Annotated in this window: 8 protein-coding genes and 2 rRNA genes (1 of these 10 cut by a window edge); 6 read left to right on the top strand and 4 right to left on the bottom strand. The window is 69.1% G+C overall.

Annotated features, from left to right (window positions below; all coding sequences use genetic code 11):
* From O7612_RS28695 to O7612_RS28685, 3 genes are all read left to right on the top strand, one after another.
* Positions 1–2,961 (top strand): 23S ribosomal RNA (locus tag O7612_RS28695) (it extends 149 nt beyond the left edge of the window).
* 93 nt (positions 2,962–3,054) lie between these two features.
* A 5S ribosomal RNA gene (gene rrf / locus O7612_RS28690) occupies positions 3,055–3,171 on the top strand.
* Positions 3,172–3,768: 597 nt separating this feature from the next.
* Entirely contained in the window at positions 3,769–4,395 is a 627-nt protein-coding gene (locus O7612_RS28685) for an NAD(P)-binding domain-containing protein (RefSeq protein WP_282269038.1), read from the top strand.
* Between the two features lie 176 nt (positions 4,396–4,571).
* Here the strand turns inward: O7612_RS28685 and O7612_RS28680 are convergent, their stop codons facing one another.
* Complete coding sequence (locus O7612_RS28680; protein WP_282269036.1) at positions 4,572–6,401, bottom strand: VanW family protein; 1,830 nt, start codon at positions 6,399–6,401, stop codon at positions 4,572–4,574.
* Positions 6,402–7,070: 669 nt separating this feature from the next.
* On the opposite strand from O7612_RS28680, the gene O7612_RS28675 reads away from it, so the two are divergent.
* Positions 7,071–7,613: a DUF6230 family protein gene (locus O7612_RS28675; RefSeq protein ID WP_282274087.1), complete on the top strand. Its 543-nt coding sequence runs from the start codon at positions 7,071–7,073 to the stop codon at positions 7,611–7,613.
* 80 nt (positions 7,614–7,693) lie between these two features.
* Positions 7,694–9,253 carry a DUF6114 domain-containing protein gene (locus O7612_RS28670; RefSeq protein WP_282269034.1) on the top strand — a complete coding sequence of 520 codons (1,560 nt, stop codon included), beginning with the start codon at positions 7,694–7,696 and terminating at the stop codon, positions 9,251–9,253.
* 69 nt (positions 9,254–9,322) lie between these two features.
* On the opposite strand, the gene O7612_RS28665 is transcribed toward O7612_RS28670, so the two are convergent.
* Positions 9,323–10,993 (bottom strand): DUF885 domain-containing protein, encoded by a 1,671-nt coding sequence (locus O7612_RS28665; RefSeq protein ID WP_282269032.1) that lies wholly within the window; start codon positions 10,991–10,993, stop codon positions 9,323–9,325.
* Positions 10,994–11,154: 161 nt separating this feature from the next.
* Here O7612_RS28665 and O7612_RS28660 point away from each other — a divergent pair, with 161 nt between their 5' ends.
* Positions 11,155–12,147: a DMT family transporter gene (locus O7612_RS28660; RefSeq protein ID WP_282269031.1), complete on the top strand. Its 993-nt coding sequence runs from the start codon at positions 11,155–11,157 to the stop codon at positions 12,145–12,147.
* A gap of 33 nt (positions 12,148–12,180) precedes the next feature.
* Here O7612_RS28660 and O7612_RS28655 read toward each other — a convergent pair whose 3' ends face one another.
* Both O7612_RS28655 and O7612_RS28650 read right to left on the bottom strand, forming a co-directional pair.
* Positions 12,181–13,251 carry a PHP domain-containing protein gene (locus O7612_RS28655; RefSeq protein WP_282269029.1) on the bottom strand — a complete coding sequence of 357 codons (1,071 nt, stop codon included), beginning with the start codon at positions 13,249–13,251 and terminating at the stop codon, positions 12,181–12,183.
* 73 nt (positions 13,252–13,324) lie between these two features.
* Entirely contained in the window at positions 13,325–16,243 is a 2,919-nt protein-coding gene (locus tag O7612_RS28650) for a glycosyl hydrolase (RefSeq protein WP_282269027.1), read from the bottom strand.
* Positions 16,244–16,325: the final 82 nt, after the last annotated feature.

The raw sequence follows: 16,325 nt of genomic DNA, 5'->3' as shown, positions 1-16,325 counted from the left end.
CACCCACATCTGAACACATAGGGTGTGTGGGGGGAACGCGGGGAAGTGAAACATCTCAGTACCCGTAGGAAGAGAAAACAAATAGTGATTCCGTGAGTAGTGGCGAGCGAAAGCGGATTGAGGCTAAACCGGTTGCGTGTGATACCTGTCAGGGGTTGCGTGGTCGGGGTTGTGGGACCCTGCTGAACAGGCTGACACTTGTTCGAGGAGTTATCAAGTCAGTGGCTAGCCGAACAGTCTGGAATGGCTGACCGTAGGCGGTGAGAGTCCGGTAGGTGAAAGTTGCTGATCTTCTGTGGGTGTTCCCGAGTAGCGGCGGACTCCTGAAATCTGCCGTGAATCTGCCAGGACCACCTGGTAAGCCTAAATACTTCCTGGTGACCGATAGCGGACGAGTACCGTGAGGGAATGGTGAAAAGTACCCCGGGAGGGGAGTGAAATAGTACCTGAAACCGTTCGCCTACAATCCGTCGGAGCCTTGCGGGGTGACGGCGTGCCTTTTGAAGAATGAGCCTGCGAGTTAGTGGCATGTGGCGAGGTTAACCCGTGTGGGGTAGCCGTAGCGAAAGCGAGTCTGAAGAGGGCGTTTGAGTCGCATGTTCTAGACCCGAAGCGGAGTGATCTAGCCATGGGCAGGCTGAAGCGCGGGTAAGACCGCGTGGAGGGCCGAACCCACCAACGTTGAAAAGTTGGGGGATGATCTGTGGTTAGGGGTGAAAGGCCAATCAAACTCCGTGATAGCTGGTTCTCCCCGAAATGCATTTAGGTGCAGCGTCGTGTGTTTCTTGCCGGAGGTAGAGCACTGGATGGTCTAGGGGGCCTACAAGCTTACCGAAATCAGCCAAACTCCGAATGCCGGTAAGTGAGAGCGCGGCAGTGAGACTGCGGGGGATAAGCTTCGTAGTCGAGAGGGAAACAGCCCAGATCACCAGCTAAGGCCCCTAAGCGTGTGCTAAGTGGAAAAGGATGTGGGGTCGCATAGACAACCAGGAGGTTGGCTTAGAAGCAGCCATCCTTTAAAGAGTGCGTAATAGCTCACTGGTCAAGTGGTTCCGCGCCGACAATGTAGCGGGGCTCAAGCACACCGCCGAAGCTGTGGCATTCACATGATACTTCGTCAGGCATTTTGGTGTCTGGTGCAGGTGTGTGGATGGGTAGGGGAGCGTCGTGCCGGGGGTGAAGCAGCGGGGTGACCTAGTTGTGGACGCGGCACGAGTGAGAATGCAGGCATGAGTAGCGAAAGAAGGGTGAGAAACCCTTCCGCCGGATGACCAAGGGTTCCAGGGCCAGGCTAATCCGCCCTGGGTGAGTCGGGACCTAAGGCGAGGCCGAGAGGCGTAGTCGATGGACAACGGGTTGATATTCCCGTACCCGCGAAGGAGCGCCCGTGATGAACCTTGCTGTGCTAACCACCTGAACTGTTGGCGGTCTTCGGACCAAGAATGGGGAGGCTGGGAACCTGGTGGGTAGTAGTCAAGCGATGGGGTGACGCAGGAAGGTAGCTGAGCCCGGCCGGTGGTTGTGCCGGGGTAAGCGTGTAGGCCGACATGTAGGCAAATCCGCATGTCATGGGGCTGAGACGTGATGCCGAGCCGATTCAGGTGAAGTCAGTGATCCTATGCTGCCGAGAAAAGCCTCTAGCGAGTTCTGAGCGGCCCGTACCCCAAACCGACACAGGTGGTCAGGTAGAGAATACCGAGGCGATCGGGCGAACTGTGGTTAAGGAACTCGGCAAATTGCCCCCGTAACTTAGGGAGAAGGGGGGCCGGAGACGTGAAGCCCCGTGCGGGTGGAGCGTTGTATGGCCGCAGAGAGCAGGGGGAAGCGACTGTTTACTAAAAACACAGGTCCATGCGAAGAAGTAATTCGATGTATATGGACTGACGCCTGCCCGGTGCTGGAACGTTAAGGGGACCTGTTAGCCCGTAAGGGCGAGGCGGAGAACTTAAGCGCCAGTAAACGGCGGTGGTAACTATAACCATCCTAAGGTAGCGAAATTCCTTGTCGGGTAAGTTCCGACCTGCACGAATGGCGTAACGACTTCCCCACTGTCTCAACCACAGGCCCGGCGAAATTGCAGTACGAGTAAAGATGCTCGTTACGCGCGGCAGGACGGAAAGACCCCGGGACCTTTACTATAGCTTGACATTGGTATCTGAATGGGCTTGTGTAGGATAGGTGGGAGCCGGTGAAACCTGTACGCCAGTATGGGTGGAGGCAATCTTGAAATACCACTCTGGTTGATTTGGGTATCTAACTTCGGACCGTTATCCGGTTCAGGGACAGTGTCTGGTGGGTAGTTTAACTGGGGCGGTTGCCTCCTAAAGGGTAACGGAGGCGCCCAAAGGTTCCCTCAGCCTGGTTGGCAATCAGGTGTTGAGTGCAAGTACACAAGGGAGCTTGACTGTGAGACTGACAGGTCGAGCAGGGACGAAAGTCGGGACTAGTGATCCGGCACTTGCGTGTGGAAGCGGTGTCGCTCAACGGATAAAAGGTACCCCGGGGATAACAGGCTGATCTTCCCCAAGAGTCCATATCGACGGGATGGTTTGGCACCTCGATGTCGGCTCGTCGCATCCTGGGGCTGTAGCAGGTCCCAAGGGTTGGGCTGTTCGCCCATTAAAGCGGTACGCGAGCTGGGTTTAGAACGTCGTGAGACAGTTCGGTCCCTATCCGCCGTGCGCGTAGGATACTTGAGAAGGGCTGTCCCTAGTACGAGAGGACCGGGACGGACGAACCTCTGGTGTGCCAGTTGTCCCGCCAGGGGCACGGCTGGTTAGCTACGTTCGGAAGGGATAACCGCTGAAAGCATCTAAGCGGGAAGCCTGCTTCAAGATGAGGTATCCCACCCCACGTTGTGGGGGTAAGGCCCCCAGCTAGACGACTGGGTTGATAGGCCGGAAATGTAAGCTCGGTAACGGGTTCAGTTGACCGGTACTAATAGGCCGAGGACTTGACTACGAAGCTGCTACGCGTCCACTGTGCAACTCTGAACAAATGATCGGCAACCCCCCACGGTGTGGGTGTGTGTGTTGTTTGATATGTTCATAAGGTTACGGCGGTCATGGCGGAGGGGAAACGCCCGGTTACATTCCGAACCCGGAAGCTAAGCCCTCCAGCGCCGATGGTACTGCACTCGGGAGGGTGTGGGAGAGTAGGACACCGCCGGACATACTTCACGGTCGAGGCCCATCCCCTTTTACAGGGGGGTGGGCCTCGACCGTATTCTTTTTCGTGCTCTGATCCGCCCCGGGGCATCCCGCAGCGACAGGGCACTTCCGCATTCCCGAGCCAGGAGCCCCGAGTCAGGCTCCCCGAGCCAGGATTCCCGGACCGGTTCCCTGTGCCAGGCCAAGGACACCGCGACCCACGCGCCCGGTTTCCCGGTCCGACTCCTCGGACATCGACCCACGCGCCCCGAACCGATCCCTCGGACACCGACCCACGCCTCCCGGCACCGGACCAGCGGAGAGAAGGAGCCAGGCTCACGACGACCTGTACCCGAAGGGACGGGGCTGCCGCGTCGACAGGCTGCCGCGTCGACCCGACGGGAAGCCACCCCGGCGGCCCGCGTTCGGTGAACCGCCCCGGGCAGCGGCCGTCACCTCGTACCGTCGGTGCGGTAACGGCTTTTCCCGGTGTCCGCGCACCGTCCGGCGAAACGTGACGTGGGGTACGCCCCGTCCGCAATCGCAGCGGACCAGGCGGGGTACCTGCTGAGCGTAGAACCGGAACTGACCGTCGGAAGCGGCGGAGGCAGGAGTGGTCATGAAGATCGGAATCATCGGCTCGGGTCACATCGGCGGCACCCTCACCCGGCGGCTGCGGTCCCTCGGACACGACGTGACCGTCACGAACTCGCGGGGTCCGGACAGCCTGACCGACCTGGCCCAGGAGACCGGGGCGGTGGCCGGCACCCTGGAGCAGGCCGTCCAGGACGCGGAGCTGGTCGTGGTGGCGGTTCCGCTGCTCGTGGTGCCCGAGCTGCCGGCCCCGCTCTTCGACGGCAAGATCGTCGTGGACGCCGACAACTACTACCCGCAGCGGGACGGCGACATCGCCGAGCTGCTCGACCGTAGCCTCACCTCCAGCCGGTGGACCGCCGACCACCTCAAGGGTGCCCGGGTGGTGAAGACCTTCAACAACATCCAGGCCGCGCATCTGATGGACCGGGGCAGGCCCGCGGGTGCCGGGGACCGGATCGCGTTGCCGGTGGCGGGTGACGACGCCGAAGCCAAGCAGCTGGTGATGCAGCTCGTCGACGCGCTCGGCTTCGACCCGGTGGACGCGGGCACCCTGGACGAGAGCTGGCGACAGCAGCCCGACACCCCCGTGTACGGCACCGACCGGGACGCCGAGGGGGTCCGTCAGGGACTCGCCGAGGCCCGTCCCTGACCACCCCCGGTGGGATACCCGGGCGCGACCGCCGCAGGGCGGCGGAATCCCGCACGCGGCCCGACCGGGGTGCCCCGGAGAGCACGGAGCCCCGTCGGCGATCGGCCGGCGGGGCTCACGCGTGTGTTCCGTGACGCGGGGGCAGGACCACCCCGGCCGTGGCGGGGCGGGGCGGTTCAGGGTTTGGGACCGCAGACGAAGTTGGGTTCGGGGTCGTACGTCCAGCTGAACTTCTCCCGCTTGACGACCTTGCCGTCCTTCTTGATGACCCGGTAGGCGTCCTGGCTGAAGCCGTTGCTGCCGCCGGCGGCGATGCACTTCGGGCCGGGCTCCAGGTAGACCGTCCTCGGCGCGGTGACGTTACGGCGCGGGCCGTACTCGGTCTTGACGCTGTCGTAGATCTTCGTGCTCCACATCGACACGGTGATCGTGTCCGAGGTGTACGCGGTGTCGATCAGCACCCCGTGCGGGGTGTTGTTGCGGAACTTGAAGTCCAGGTCGGGCCAGAAGATGGTCGACTCGATCACCGCCGGGTAGCGGCTGAAGTAGAACGAGTGCGGCTTGTGCTCGACGTCCTGGAGACCGGCGTAGTAGCTGGCGTTGAAGAGCGTGGTGGTGAACTGCGAGACGCCGCCGCCCACCCCGGGGACCAGTTTGCCGCCGACGATCACCGGGGCGTCCTTGTAGCCCTGGGCGTAGCCGCGTTCACCGGTGTGCCCGTTGAGCGAGAAGGTCTCCCCCGGCTGCACGATCGTGCCGTCCACGTCCTTCGCGGCCTGGATGATGTTCTGGCTCCGCGGCGAGGAGAGGCCGCCGGGGAACTTGGTGGAGAAGGTGGAGACCCGCTCCTTGATGCCCAGCTCGGCGAGTTTCGCCTCGGTCAGCTCCGGCTCGGCCGCCTTCAGCTGCCCGGTGACCGTCCGGCCCTCCGTCTTCGGCAGCACCGCGAGCAGGTCCCGGCCGAGCGCCGTCGAGTCGAGCTGCTGCCCGGCCCGGCCCGGTACCACCTTCGGCTTGCCACCGGAGATGGTCAGGCCGGCGTCCTTCGGCGTCGACTCGATCGTGGCCAGCTTGCTGCCGAGCGCCGTCCGGAGCCGCTTCACGTCGACCTTCGGCGTCAGCTTCCCCTCGTCGTCGGCCGAGAAGCGCAGCGCGCGGGCGATCGCCGCGGGCGGGACGCTGACCGACCCCTTGTCGGAGGTGATCGTGACCGGAGCGGCGACGGCCGGCTTCGCCAACTCGGCCACCAACCGGTCCACCTCCTCGCGGGTGGTCGCCGGGCTCTTCTCCACCACCGGCACCGTCACCGGCTGCCCGGCCAGCCAACCCGCGCGGACCACCCGGGCGGACTGCTCCGCGTCCAGCGTCAGGCTCGGCTTCGGGTAGACCGGTTTCGGGGTGGTGCCGGTGAAGATGATCGCCGGCATCGTCATGTCCCGCCCCTGCTTACCGAGGACCGTACGCAGCGCCGCGTCCAGCTTGGCGGCGTCCACGGTCACCACCGGCTCGACCGAGCGGGAGCCGAACAGCCGGTCCACCGGGTGCGCCTGCGCGGAGGTGGCGGCGGCGACGGTGGCGTCGACGTCCACGGTCAGGCCGACGTCGGCGGGGTTGATCTCCGCCCGGTTCTCGCCCACCAGCACGGTCAGCGGCGAGTTCAACGCACCGGCCCGCTTCTCCAGCTCGGCCCGGAGTTCCTTCGCCGCCTCGGCACGGCTGCGACCCCCCAGCTCGGTGCCGAGCACGCTGGTGCCACGGGGGACGTCCCCGGCGTACGCCCAGGCGCCCGTGCCGACCATCCCGGCCAGCACGGCCGCGGTCACCCCACCGGCGAGCAGCACCCGCCCGCGTCGCCACCACGGCGTGCCGGCGGAGGGCGGGGGAGGCGGGCCCGCGGCCCCGTCGGCCGTCGCGGGCTCCTCCTCGCCCGGCCAACTCACCGCGGTGACCTGCACCGTGGGGCGGTCGTCGGAGACCTGGTTGTCGCCGTACAGGGTCACAGCCACCTCGATCGGACGTACCACGCGGGGGGTTGCGGCCCCCGGGGACACCTACGGTAGCCAACCGGACGGTCAGCCGACAGCGTGCGTCCGGTCATCCTCACCACCGCGTGTCGTGGCCGGTCACACGGTGTATGGCAGTTCGTGGCACGGTGTCCGGGTGGAGGGGCCTGGCCGTGCGACCCGGGGCGGACGACCCGCCCGGGCTCGTGGTCCCGCGGCACGGGCGGCGTGACAGGCGGGCGGGCGGTGCGTACCGCTGTGCGCCACGATCGTCACCCACAGACAACCCTCAGGCCAGCGTTATCAAAAGGTGATGTTTGTGAGCCTGTCTCTACCCAGGGTGGCGGAACCGCATTCGGCCACTGCGTTCTGGGCGAATTGAGAGAGCTTGTCAGTCCAGCAATGTTAACCGTCGGTAACATCCGGACATCCCCAAGATTCTTGCCCGTTACCGGCCGGTAGCAAGGGGTCTTGTGAGGTAGGTCGCTTCGCGGGAACATCCAATCCGCGTACTGCACGCGGCCACCGATCCGGTGGCGACCGCAGCACCCTCCACCTCCTCCCGAACCGCGTCCGCGTTCGGTGCTGACCCCCCTCGTCAAGGAGAACCCCGTGACTGAAACGGAAGGCCGCCAGCTCGGCGGCGGCACACGGTGGCGTCGCTTCGCCGCGATGATGGTGCCGGCCACCGCGGTGGCCGGGGCGATCGTCTTCGGCATGTCCAACGGCGCGATCGCCGCGTCGTTCGCCGTATCCGGACAGACCTTCAAGGTCGGTGCCTCCAAGCTGGAGGGCACCGGCTTCAAGCAGTACGGCGGCTTCGTGAAGGAGAAGGACGGGACCGCGCACCCGGTGGCCGTCTCCGAGATCACCAACGCCAAGCTGTACGACCTCTGCCAGTCGGTGAAGGTGCCGGACATGCCGATCGTGCTCACCATCAACGCCGGTGGCGACGGCAAGCCGGCGACGGCCGAGGGCCTGCTGATCGACATGGACTCGCTCGGCGGTGACGCGGAGTTCACGAACATCAAGATCGGTCGGGACGCCACCGACCTCAACGCCGGGGCCACGCCGAAGTCCTTCGGCCAGAGCGCCGACAAGGTCGTCATCAAGGACCTGGAGCAGGTGGCCCGCTCCACCAGCGCCGGTGTCTTCACCCTCAACGGCCTGAAGTTGAAGATCAACGTCGGTGCCGCCGCCAAGGAGTGCTTCTGAGCTGAGGACCGGGCCCGTGGCGGCCATCCGCGACGGGCCCCGGCCCGGTACCACCGACGTCAGAATCGCCAGGAGGACACGTGACATCCGCCCAACCGCGGCCCGCCCGACAGAGCCGGATCGGCCAGGTCTGGCGTTCCTTCCGTCGGTGGCGGCGGGCACGGCCGTTCTGGGGCGGCCTCCTCACCGCGCTGGCCGGCGTGGAGATCTTCGCCACCACCCAGATGAGTCTCGGTGGTCTGACCTTCCAGATGGGGCCGACCGGCTTCCTGTCCTGGCTGATCCCGGTCATCCTGGTCACCTGCGGGATGCTGATGTGGTTCACCCCGCAACAGCGCCTCTTCTATGCCGTCATCGCGGCGGTGACGGCGGTCTACTCGCTGATCGGGGTCAACCTCGGCGGGTTCTTCATCGGGCTGTTCCTGGGCATGGTGGGCAGCGCGCTGGGCTTCGCCTGGGTGCCGGCCCGCACCCCGGCGTCCCCGCCCGCCGGGGACGGGGCCGCGGCGGACGACGGTACGGCAGCGCGGGAGGACCCCGCGGCCGAGGAGGAGCCCCTCGTCGACGAGCTGATGCCGCCCTGGCGGGAGGAACACACCACCGGACCGCTGACCGACACGTTGCCCCCGCCCCGCAACCCGCTGCGGGAGCCGGTCCGGGGTGACCGGGAGGGAGCCGGCGACACCACGCAGATCCTGCCGACGGTCGACCCGGGTGGCCCCTACCACCCGAACCACCGGGATCCACGGTTGTACGCGACCCTGCTGGTGCTGACCACCACCGCCATGGCCACGCTGCTCGCGGTCCGGGGGGCGCAACCGGCGCTCGCGGAGCCGACCTGCCCCCGGCCGGCGAAGACCGCGTCCGCGCCGTCCGCACGTCCGTCCGTCCCGGCCGCTCCCAGCCCGACGCCGTCCGCGACACCCGACGGCAACCTGCTCACCGACATCCTCGACGGCATCACCGACCTGTTCACCGGTGACGACGACGCGGGGACGACGGCGGCCTCCCCCACCCCCGAACCCGGTGCCAGCAGGCCGGTCGGTTCGGCGATCCGGCCGGGACCGGGCGCGACCGTCCCGGCCACCGGGGTCACCCCACCGTCCCCGACGGCGTCCGCCCGGCCCGGCCGGGGAACCTGCGCGAAGCCGGTGCCGAGCGCGTCCAAGCGGGTCGAGGTCGGCAAGCCGCTGCCGAGGATCGCCCCCGACCAGGGGCAGCCGACGGTGGCCGGGCAGCCGTCCAAGCTGACCGGCACCAAGGTCACCATGACCGGGCTGCGGTTCGAGGGGATCGTCGACCTGCCGACCGCGGACGGCACGCTGACGACGCTGAAGTTCAGCATGGCCAAGGCGGTCACCGCCGACTTCATGCTGCTCGCCGACGGGCCGGCGGGTCGCCACCAGCGGTACGTCACCGACGAGCTGACCGTACGGGGTGACGTCGCGTTCTACGCCACCCGGTTCGTCGGCAAGCTGCTCGGCATCACGATCACGCTGACCCCGTCCCTGCCGTTTCCCGACGGCATCCCGATCACCTCACCGATCCCGATCACCTTCACCGACCCGGTGATCGACCTGGCCTTCGTCGAGTCCGACTCGCTGACCGCCCGGCCCGCGCTGAACCTGCGCCTGTCCTGACCTCACTCCACCCCCAGGTGCGTCGGGGGCGGGCACCCGCCCGCCCCCGACCACTGCTCCCGGGCCGCCTCAGAGTCGGGCCAGTGCCCGGCGCAGCGGGTCGAGCCCGAGCGCGCCCAGGTCGAGCGCCTGCCGGTGGAACTCCCTGAGGTCGAAGTCGGCACCCCGGCGGGCCTTCGCGTCCTCCCGGGCCTGGAGCCAGATCCGCTCGCCCACCTTGTACGACGGCGCCTGCCCCGGCCAGCCCAGGTAACGGTTCAGCTCGAACCGCAGGTTCTCCTCCGGCACCCGGCAGTGCGCACGCATGAACTCCCAGCCCAGTTCCGGCGTCCAGCGCTCGCCCGGGTGGAACCCGAAGGGGTTGTCCCTCGGGATCTCCAGCTCCAGGTGCATGCCGATGTCGATGATCACCCGGGCCGCCCGGAACGCCTGCCCGTCGAGCATGCCGAGCTTGTCGCCCGGGTCCTCCAGGTAGCCGAGGTCGTCCATCAGCCGCTCCGCGTAGAGCGCCCACCCCTCGCCGTGGCCGGAGACCCAGCACAGCAGCCGCTGCCAGCGGTTGAGCAGCTCCGCCCGGACGGCGGTCTGGGCGACCTGGAGGTGGTGGCCGGGGACGCCCTCGTGGTAGACCGTGGTCACCTCGCGCCAGGTGGAGAAGTCGGTGACCCCCTGCGGCACCGCCCACCACATCCGGCCCGGACGGGAGAAGTCCTCGCTCGGCCCGGTGTAGTAGATCGCCCCGTCACTGGTCGGGGCGAGGCAGCACTCGATCCGGCGGACCTGCTCGGGGATGTCGAAGTGGGTGCCGTGCAGGTCGCCGATCGCCTTGTCGGCCAGCGCCTGCATCCAGTCCCGGAACGCCTCCTTGCCCTGGATGGTCCGGGCCGGGTCGGCGTCCAGTACGGCCACCGCCTCGTCGATGCTGGCGCCCGACCCGGCGATCCGCCCGGCGACCGTCCGCATCTCGGCCTCCAGTCGGGCCAGTTCCGCGAAACCCCAGGCGTACGTCTCGTCCAGGTCGACCTTCGCGCCGAGGAAGTACTGCGAGGCCAGCTCGTACCGTTCCCGGCCGGCGGCCTGCTTGTCCCGCCCCCGGGGGACCAGTTCGGTGCGCAGGAACTGGGCGAACTCCGCGGTCGCCGCGGTCGCCGCCGCCGCGCCCCGGCGCAGCTCGGCACCGAGCGTGCCGTCGGCGTCCAGCCGCTGCACCAGACCGTGGAAGAAGTTGTCGCCGTGCGGGTCGGTCCAGATGTCGCACTGCTTGGCCACCTCGGTCAGCTGCACCCTGGAGCTGACCCGGCCGGCGGCGGCGGCCTCGCGCAGTGTGGTCTTGTAGCCCTCCAGTGCGCCGGCGAACCGGTTGAGCCGCGCGGCGATGTCGGCCCGCTCCCGCTCACCCTCGGTGGGCATCAGGTCGAAGACCAGACGGATCTCGTGCAGGCCGCTGGCGATGACGTTCACCTCGCTGGTCAGCTCGCCCGTCTCGTAGCGGGCCAGTTCCAGGCCGAGGCGCTCCTGCATGGCCTCCTTGGCGGTCCGTTCCGCCTCGGACTCCGGCGCGGTGACGTCCAGCTCGGCGAGGGTACGCCGGGTCAGCTCGGCCCGCGCCTCGTAGCCGGCGGGGGAGAGGTCGTCGAGCTGGTCGTCGTAGCCGGTGATGCCGACGTAGGTGGCACCGGTCGGGGTCAGCGGCGCCCAGTCGGCCACGTACCGGTTCGCGAGGTCATCGATTCGTCCCACGACGCGACCCTACGTGATCGTCGGGTCCGGTTGTCCAACCTGTTTGCCGGGCGGCAGGCCGGTGGGACGGGGTGCGACCGGGGCGGGCGACCGCTGTGGCCGTGGACACGGTGGCCGGAATTCCGGCGACTTCGTCGTGCCGCTGCGGCAGAGTGCAAGGGGTGACACGGCCTCCCACTCCTGACCGTCCGGCGCTGCGTAGCTGGTTGCCGGGGTTCCTCGCCCTGGCGGCGATCTGGGGATCCAGCTTTCTGTTCATCAAGGTCGGCGTCGCCGAACTGCACCCCCTGCACCTCACCCTCTACCGGGTGGCGACCGGCGCGGCGACGCTGCTGGTGGTGCTGGTGCTGCTGCGGGACCGGCTGCCCGGCGGTCCCCGGGTCTGGGCGCACCTGGTGGTGCTCGCCACGTTCGGCGTGACGATCCCGTTCACCCTGTTCGGCTACGGCGAGCAGCGGGTCGAGTCGATGCTCGCCGGCATCTGGAACGCCACCACGCCACTGTTCGTGCTGCCGCTGGCGGTGCTGGTGTTCCGTACCGAGCGGCTGACCGCGCGGGCCGCCGTCGGGCTCGCACTGGGCTTCCTCGGGGTGCTGGTGGTGCTCGGTGTCTGGACCGGGGTGGGCGGGGCGCACTTCACCGGCCAGGTGATGTGTTTCGGCGCGGCAGCCTGTTACGGCGTGGCCATCCCGTACCAGAAGAGGTTCGTCGCCGGCAGCGCCCACTCCGGGCTGTCGCTCTCGACGGCGCAGTTGCTGGTGGCCACCGCCCAACTGGCGGTCGTCGGGCCGCTGGTGTCCGGAACCCCACCGGCACCGGCCAGCCTGTCGGCACCGGTGGTCGGCAGTGTGCTGGCGCTCGGTGCGCTCGGCACCGGGCTGGCCTTCGTGATCAACCTGCGCAACATCCGGGTGGTCGGGGCGAGCACCGCCGCCACGGTGACGTACCTGGTGCCGATCTTCGCGGTGCTGCTCGGCGCGCTGGGGCTCGGTGAGCGGCTGACCTGGCACCAGCCGGCCGGCGCGCTGGTCGTGCTGCTCGGCGTGGCTGTCGCGCAGGGCCTGGTCGGCCCCCGCCGACCGCGCACCGGCGAAGCGCCGCCACCCGTCGCCGCCGGCCCGCCCGCGGCGGTGGTGGAGGCCGCCGTCCGCTGATCCGCCTCCGGCGGCCCGGGTGGGGCGGCCGGGTCAGGCGCGGGCGCGGGTCCAGTCGAGCAGGCGGTCCGCCGGCCAGGTGTTGACCACCCGGTCGGCGGGGACGCCGCACTGCGCGGCCCGGACGCAACCGAACCGCTGCCAGTCCAGTTGCCCCGGGGCGTGCGCGTCGGTGTCGATCGCGAACCGGCAACCGGCCTCCAGCGCCCGGCGGATCAGCCGCTTCGGCGGGTCCTGCCGCTCCGGCCGGGAGTTGATCTCCACGGCCACGTCGTGTTCGGCGCAGGCGGCGAAGACCGCGTCCGCGTCGAACTCGCTCTCGGGGCGGGTCCGCGCCCGGTGCCCCCGGTCACCCGGGCCGGTCACCCCCGCCGGGCGGGACGACACCATCCGTCCGGTGCAGTGGCCGAGGATGTCCAGGTGCGGGTTGGCGATCGCGGTGAGCATCCGGCGGGTCATCCTGGCCCGCTCGTCGCGCAGGCCGCTGTGCACCGAGCCGACCACCACGTCGAGCCGGGCCAGCAGCTCCTCGTCCTGGTCGAGGGTGCCGTCGGCGAGGATGTCCACCTCGATCCCGGTGAGGATGCGGAACCCCCGGGGCAGCGCCGCGTTCACCGCCGCCACGCGGTCGAGCTGCCGGCGCAGCCGGTCGGCGGTGAGGCCCCGGGCCACCGTCAGTCGGGGCGAGTGGTCGGTCAGCACCACGTACTCGTGGCCGAGTTCGACCGCGGCGAGCGCCATCTCCTCGATCGGTGACCCGCCGTCGGACCAGTCCGAGTGGGTGTGGCAGTCGCCCCGCAGGGCGGCCCGCAGCGCACCGGCCGCCTCGTCGAGGTCGGTGCCCTCGGTGGCGACCAACCGGCGCAGGTAGACCGGTTCCTCGCCGGCCAGCGACTCGGTGACGCAGCGGGCGGTGACGTCGCCGACGCCGGGCAGGTCGGTGAGCGTGCCGGCCCGGGTCCGCGCGGTCAGCTCCGCCGCCGGCAGCGCGGCGAGGGCCGCCGCCGCCGAGCGGAACGCGCGTACCCGGTAGGTGGCCTCGTTGGCCCGCTCCAGCAGGAACGCGATCCGGCGCAGGTCGGCGACGGGGTCTCTGGCGCTCATGTCTGGCAACCTACGCGCCCGCGCCGCCGGTCGGGTGACGACCGGCGGCGCGGGGGTGGCGGTGCGGACCGGATCAGGAGTACGGCAGCCGTACCACCGACTGGTTGCCGATGCCCAGGGTGGACGGGTTGACGCCGATCGCCGACCACACCTCCACCCGGACCGTGCCCCGGGAGAGGTTGCCCAGCGTGCCGGTGGCGGAGAACAGGCCGGCGTTCTGGGTGTAGTGCTCGTAGCCGGGCACCGGATCGGTGGCGAAGTACCGGTACGTCTCCACCCGGTCGAAGGTGCCGTCCCCGGTCAGGTCGTAGGAGACCCGGGCCTGCACCCCGTTGCCGACCGACTGGCCGGCGTCGAGGAACAGGTCGAATGCGGTCTGCCCCCCGGTGTGGGTGAGGTTGAGGCCGGTGGCGGTGAAGACCACCGGGTTGGCCGGGGTGCCGTCGTGGTTGACGCCCCCGCTGCCGGGCACGGTGGCCGTCGCCGCGCTGCCGGCGGCCCCGAGTCCGCCGCCGGCCAGCAGGTACCGGGTCGGCGAGCCGGCCGGCGGGGTGGTCGGCGGCGGGGTCGGGCTGGTCGGCGTCGGGGTGGGCGACGTCGTCGGGGAGCCGGTCGGCGTCGGGCTCGGATTGGTGCCGCCGGCCGCGTTGCCGCCACTCCAGCTGTACGCCCCGGTGGTGGCGGTCTTCCCGGCGGCAACGGTGAGGCCGGTCCCGTCGGAGAACCGCACGGTCAGCGGCGCGGCGGTGATGTTGCTGGCCACGTAGGTGCGGACGCCGTTGCGGCTGAACACGGCGGCCAGCGGGTGGTTGGCGGTGACCGTCGTGTCGACCTGGCCGAGCGCGGCGAGGTTGCGGATCCAGTGGAAGGTGTGCGCCCGGCTCTCCCCCTCCTCCGGGGTGTAGCCGGGGTTGGCGCGCAGCTTGGCCAGCGCCGCGTCCGGGTCGCCGAGGGCGAGGAACTGCCAGTGGATGTCCTGCCACACGGTGGGTTCACCGCCGTTGTTGCGGACCAGCTCGGCGTAGTTCGCCCTGGTGTAGGCCGGCCGGTAGCCGAGGTAGAGGTGTCCGCCGGTGACCGGGAGCATGTTGATGCCCTGGATCATCTCCGGCTCGGCGCTGAACCAGGTCGCGTACGCCCCGCCGTCTCCCCAGACCATGCCGACGGTGGAGTGCCCGAACGCCTGCGGGTAGTTCTCGTCGTCGACGTCGAACCAGTACTCCTGAATCGCGGCGGCCTGGGTGGTGTAGATGAACACGCCCGCGTCGCGGACGGCCGTGTTGCCGGTGGCCTGCCCCCACTGGATCAGCGCGTTGGCGAAGTTCATCCCCTCGGACGAGGACTCCTGGTTGTTGCCGGCGTTGAACGAGCCGTGTCCGGAGGCCCAGTCGTGCCCGGCGTAGATGTCGAAGTCCCGCAGGTAGGGGAAGCGGGTGTCGGAGCGTTGGTAGTTGTTGGCGTCCCGGATGAGCAGGTCGACCATGCCGCCGTACTGGCCCTGCGCGGCCCACGCCGGGTCGAACTTGGCCAGCGTCGCCGCCGCCGCGATGAAGTACCCGTAGTGGAAGTGGTGGTCGTTGAGTTCCTGGTCGGACCCGTACGACGCCGGGTAGCCGATCAGGGTTCCCCAGTTGCGGTCGTAGTAGAAGACCTTCGCGGTCTTGCCCGGGGTGGCGGTGAACCAGTCGGTCAGGGTGCTCCGGATGGCGGTCAGCGCCGCGTCGCGGGTCTGGGTGTCGCCGACCTGGTCGGCGATCTCGGCGATCCGGGCGGCCCGGCCGAGGCCCTTGCCGGTCCAGTAGGTGTCGCCGCCGCGCTGGTCCATCGGGTTGCCCCGGACGGCGGCGAGCTGCTCCCTGAGCTGGGCCAGGTCGGACCCGGACCCGGTGGCCACGGCGGGCACCTCGGGCAGGACGCCGCGGAACGTCATCGTGGTGCGGAAGGAGGCCACCCCGGTCAGCACCTTCATCCGGCCGCGTGCCGACGGGTAGGTCTGGCTGAGCGGGGTGCTGCCGGCGAGCGCCTTCCACTGGTGCGGGTAGAGGCTGACCACGGTCTGCCCGGCGGTGCCCTCCCGGGCGGTGGTGGTGAACGAGTACGTGGTGTTCACCGCGCTGGTCGCCGGGTCGTAGGTGTAGCCGACCCGGGTGCCGGTGACGTGCGCGTGGGCGTACCGGCCGTAGCTCGCGGCGAGGGTGGCGCGGGTGGTGGCGTCGGCGGTGGGCGGCAGCAGGGCGATCGAGAAGTAGCCCCTGCCGGCCAGGGTGGAGGTGATCCGTCCGTTGGCGACGGTCCAGGTCGCGCCGGTCGGGGCGTACCCGACGTAGTCGTGGCCCCGGACGGTGAAGCCGACGGTGCTGCCGCTGTTCGACCAGACGGTGGCCGCGCCGCCGGTCGGGTTGATCTGGGCGTTCCCGCCGCTGGCCTGGAAGTAGGCGAACGGCAGTCCGTGGCCGATGGTGGCGCGCAGGGTCCGTGACCCGTCGCTCCAGTACGGGGTGACCGTCCAGTCGGACCAGTCGTCGACCTTGACCACCGGTGCGCCGAGCGCGGCCACCCCGACCCGGATGTCCTCGGTGTAGGTGTACTTGAACTCGCCCACGCCGGTCGGGCTGCCGGTCACGGTGGCGGCCGACGGCGCCGAGAAGCCGAGTCCGTCGGCGAACGTCTGGTACGACAGCGGGTGGGCGTGCAGCGGTTCACCGTAGGAGCAGTTGGTCTTCTTCCACAGCAGCGACGACCACCAGTCGTTGGTGGGGACCGGCCCGGCGGGGGCGTTGGCGGTGGCGTACTGGCGGGGGTTGGTGGACAGGTCGCCGCAGCCGGTGGGGAGCGGGCCGACCGGGTCGGTGGTGTAGCTGCCGGCGCCGACGGTGGCCGCCTGGGCGGGGGCGTCGGCGGTGCCGAGGGTGAGTCCGCCGACGAGGACGGTCAGCGCGGTGGTGGTGGCGAGCACCCAGGGGGCGCGGCGCCGGGGGACGGGAGGTGTCATCGGGCCTCCTCCGCGCGGGGTCGCCGGGACGACCAGCTACACGCGGTTCGTCGGAATTGGGGAGGATAGTTATCCCAGAGAG

The sequence above is a fragment of the Micromonospora sp. WMMD987 genome, from assembly GCF_029581435.1.
Lineage (GTDB): Bacteria > Actinomycetota > Actinomycetes > Mycobacteriales > Micromonosporaceae > Micromonospora > Micromonospora rifamycinica.
The sequence above is the reverse complement of the archived record's forward strand: the minus strand, read 5'-3'. Positions and strand labels throughout refer to the sequence as shown.

Bases quoted from the DNA above. Each gene is read 5' to 3' on its own strand.
- O7612_RS28655 (WP_282269029.1), bottom strand. From the start codon at position 13,251: ATGAGCGCCAGAGACCCCGTCGCCGACCTGCGCCGGATCGCGTTCCTG.
- O7612_RS28685 (WP_282269038.1), top strand. From the start codon at position 3,769: ATGAAGATCGGAATCATCGGCTCGGGTCACATCGGCGGCACCCTCACC.
- O7612_RS28675 (WP_282274087.1), top strand. From the start codon at position 7,071: ATGATGGTGCCGGCCACCGCGGTGGCCGGGGCGATCGTCTTCGGCATG.
- O7612_RS28650 (WP_282269027.1), bottom strand. From the start codon at position 16,243: ATGACACCTCCCGTCCCCCGGCGCCGCGCCCCCTGGGTGCTCGCCACC.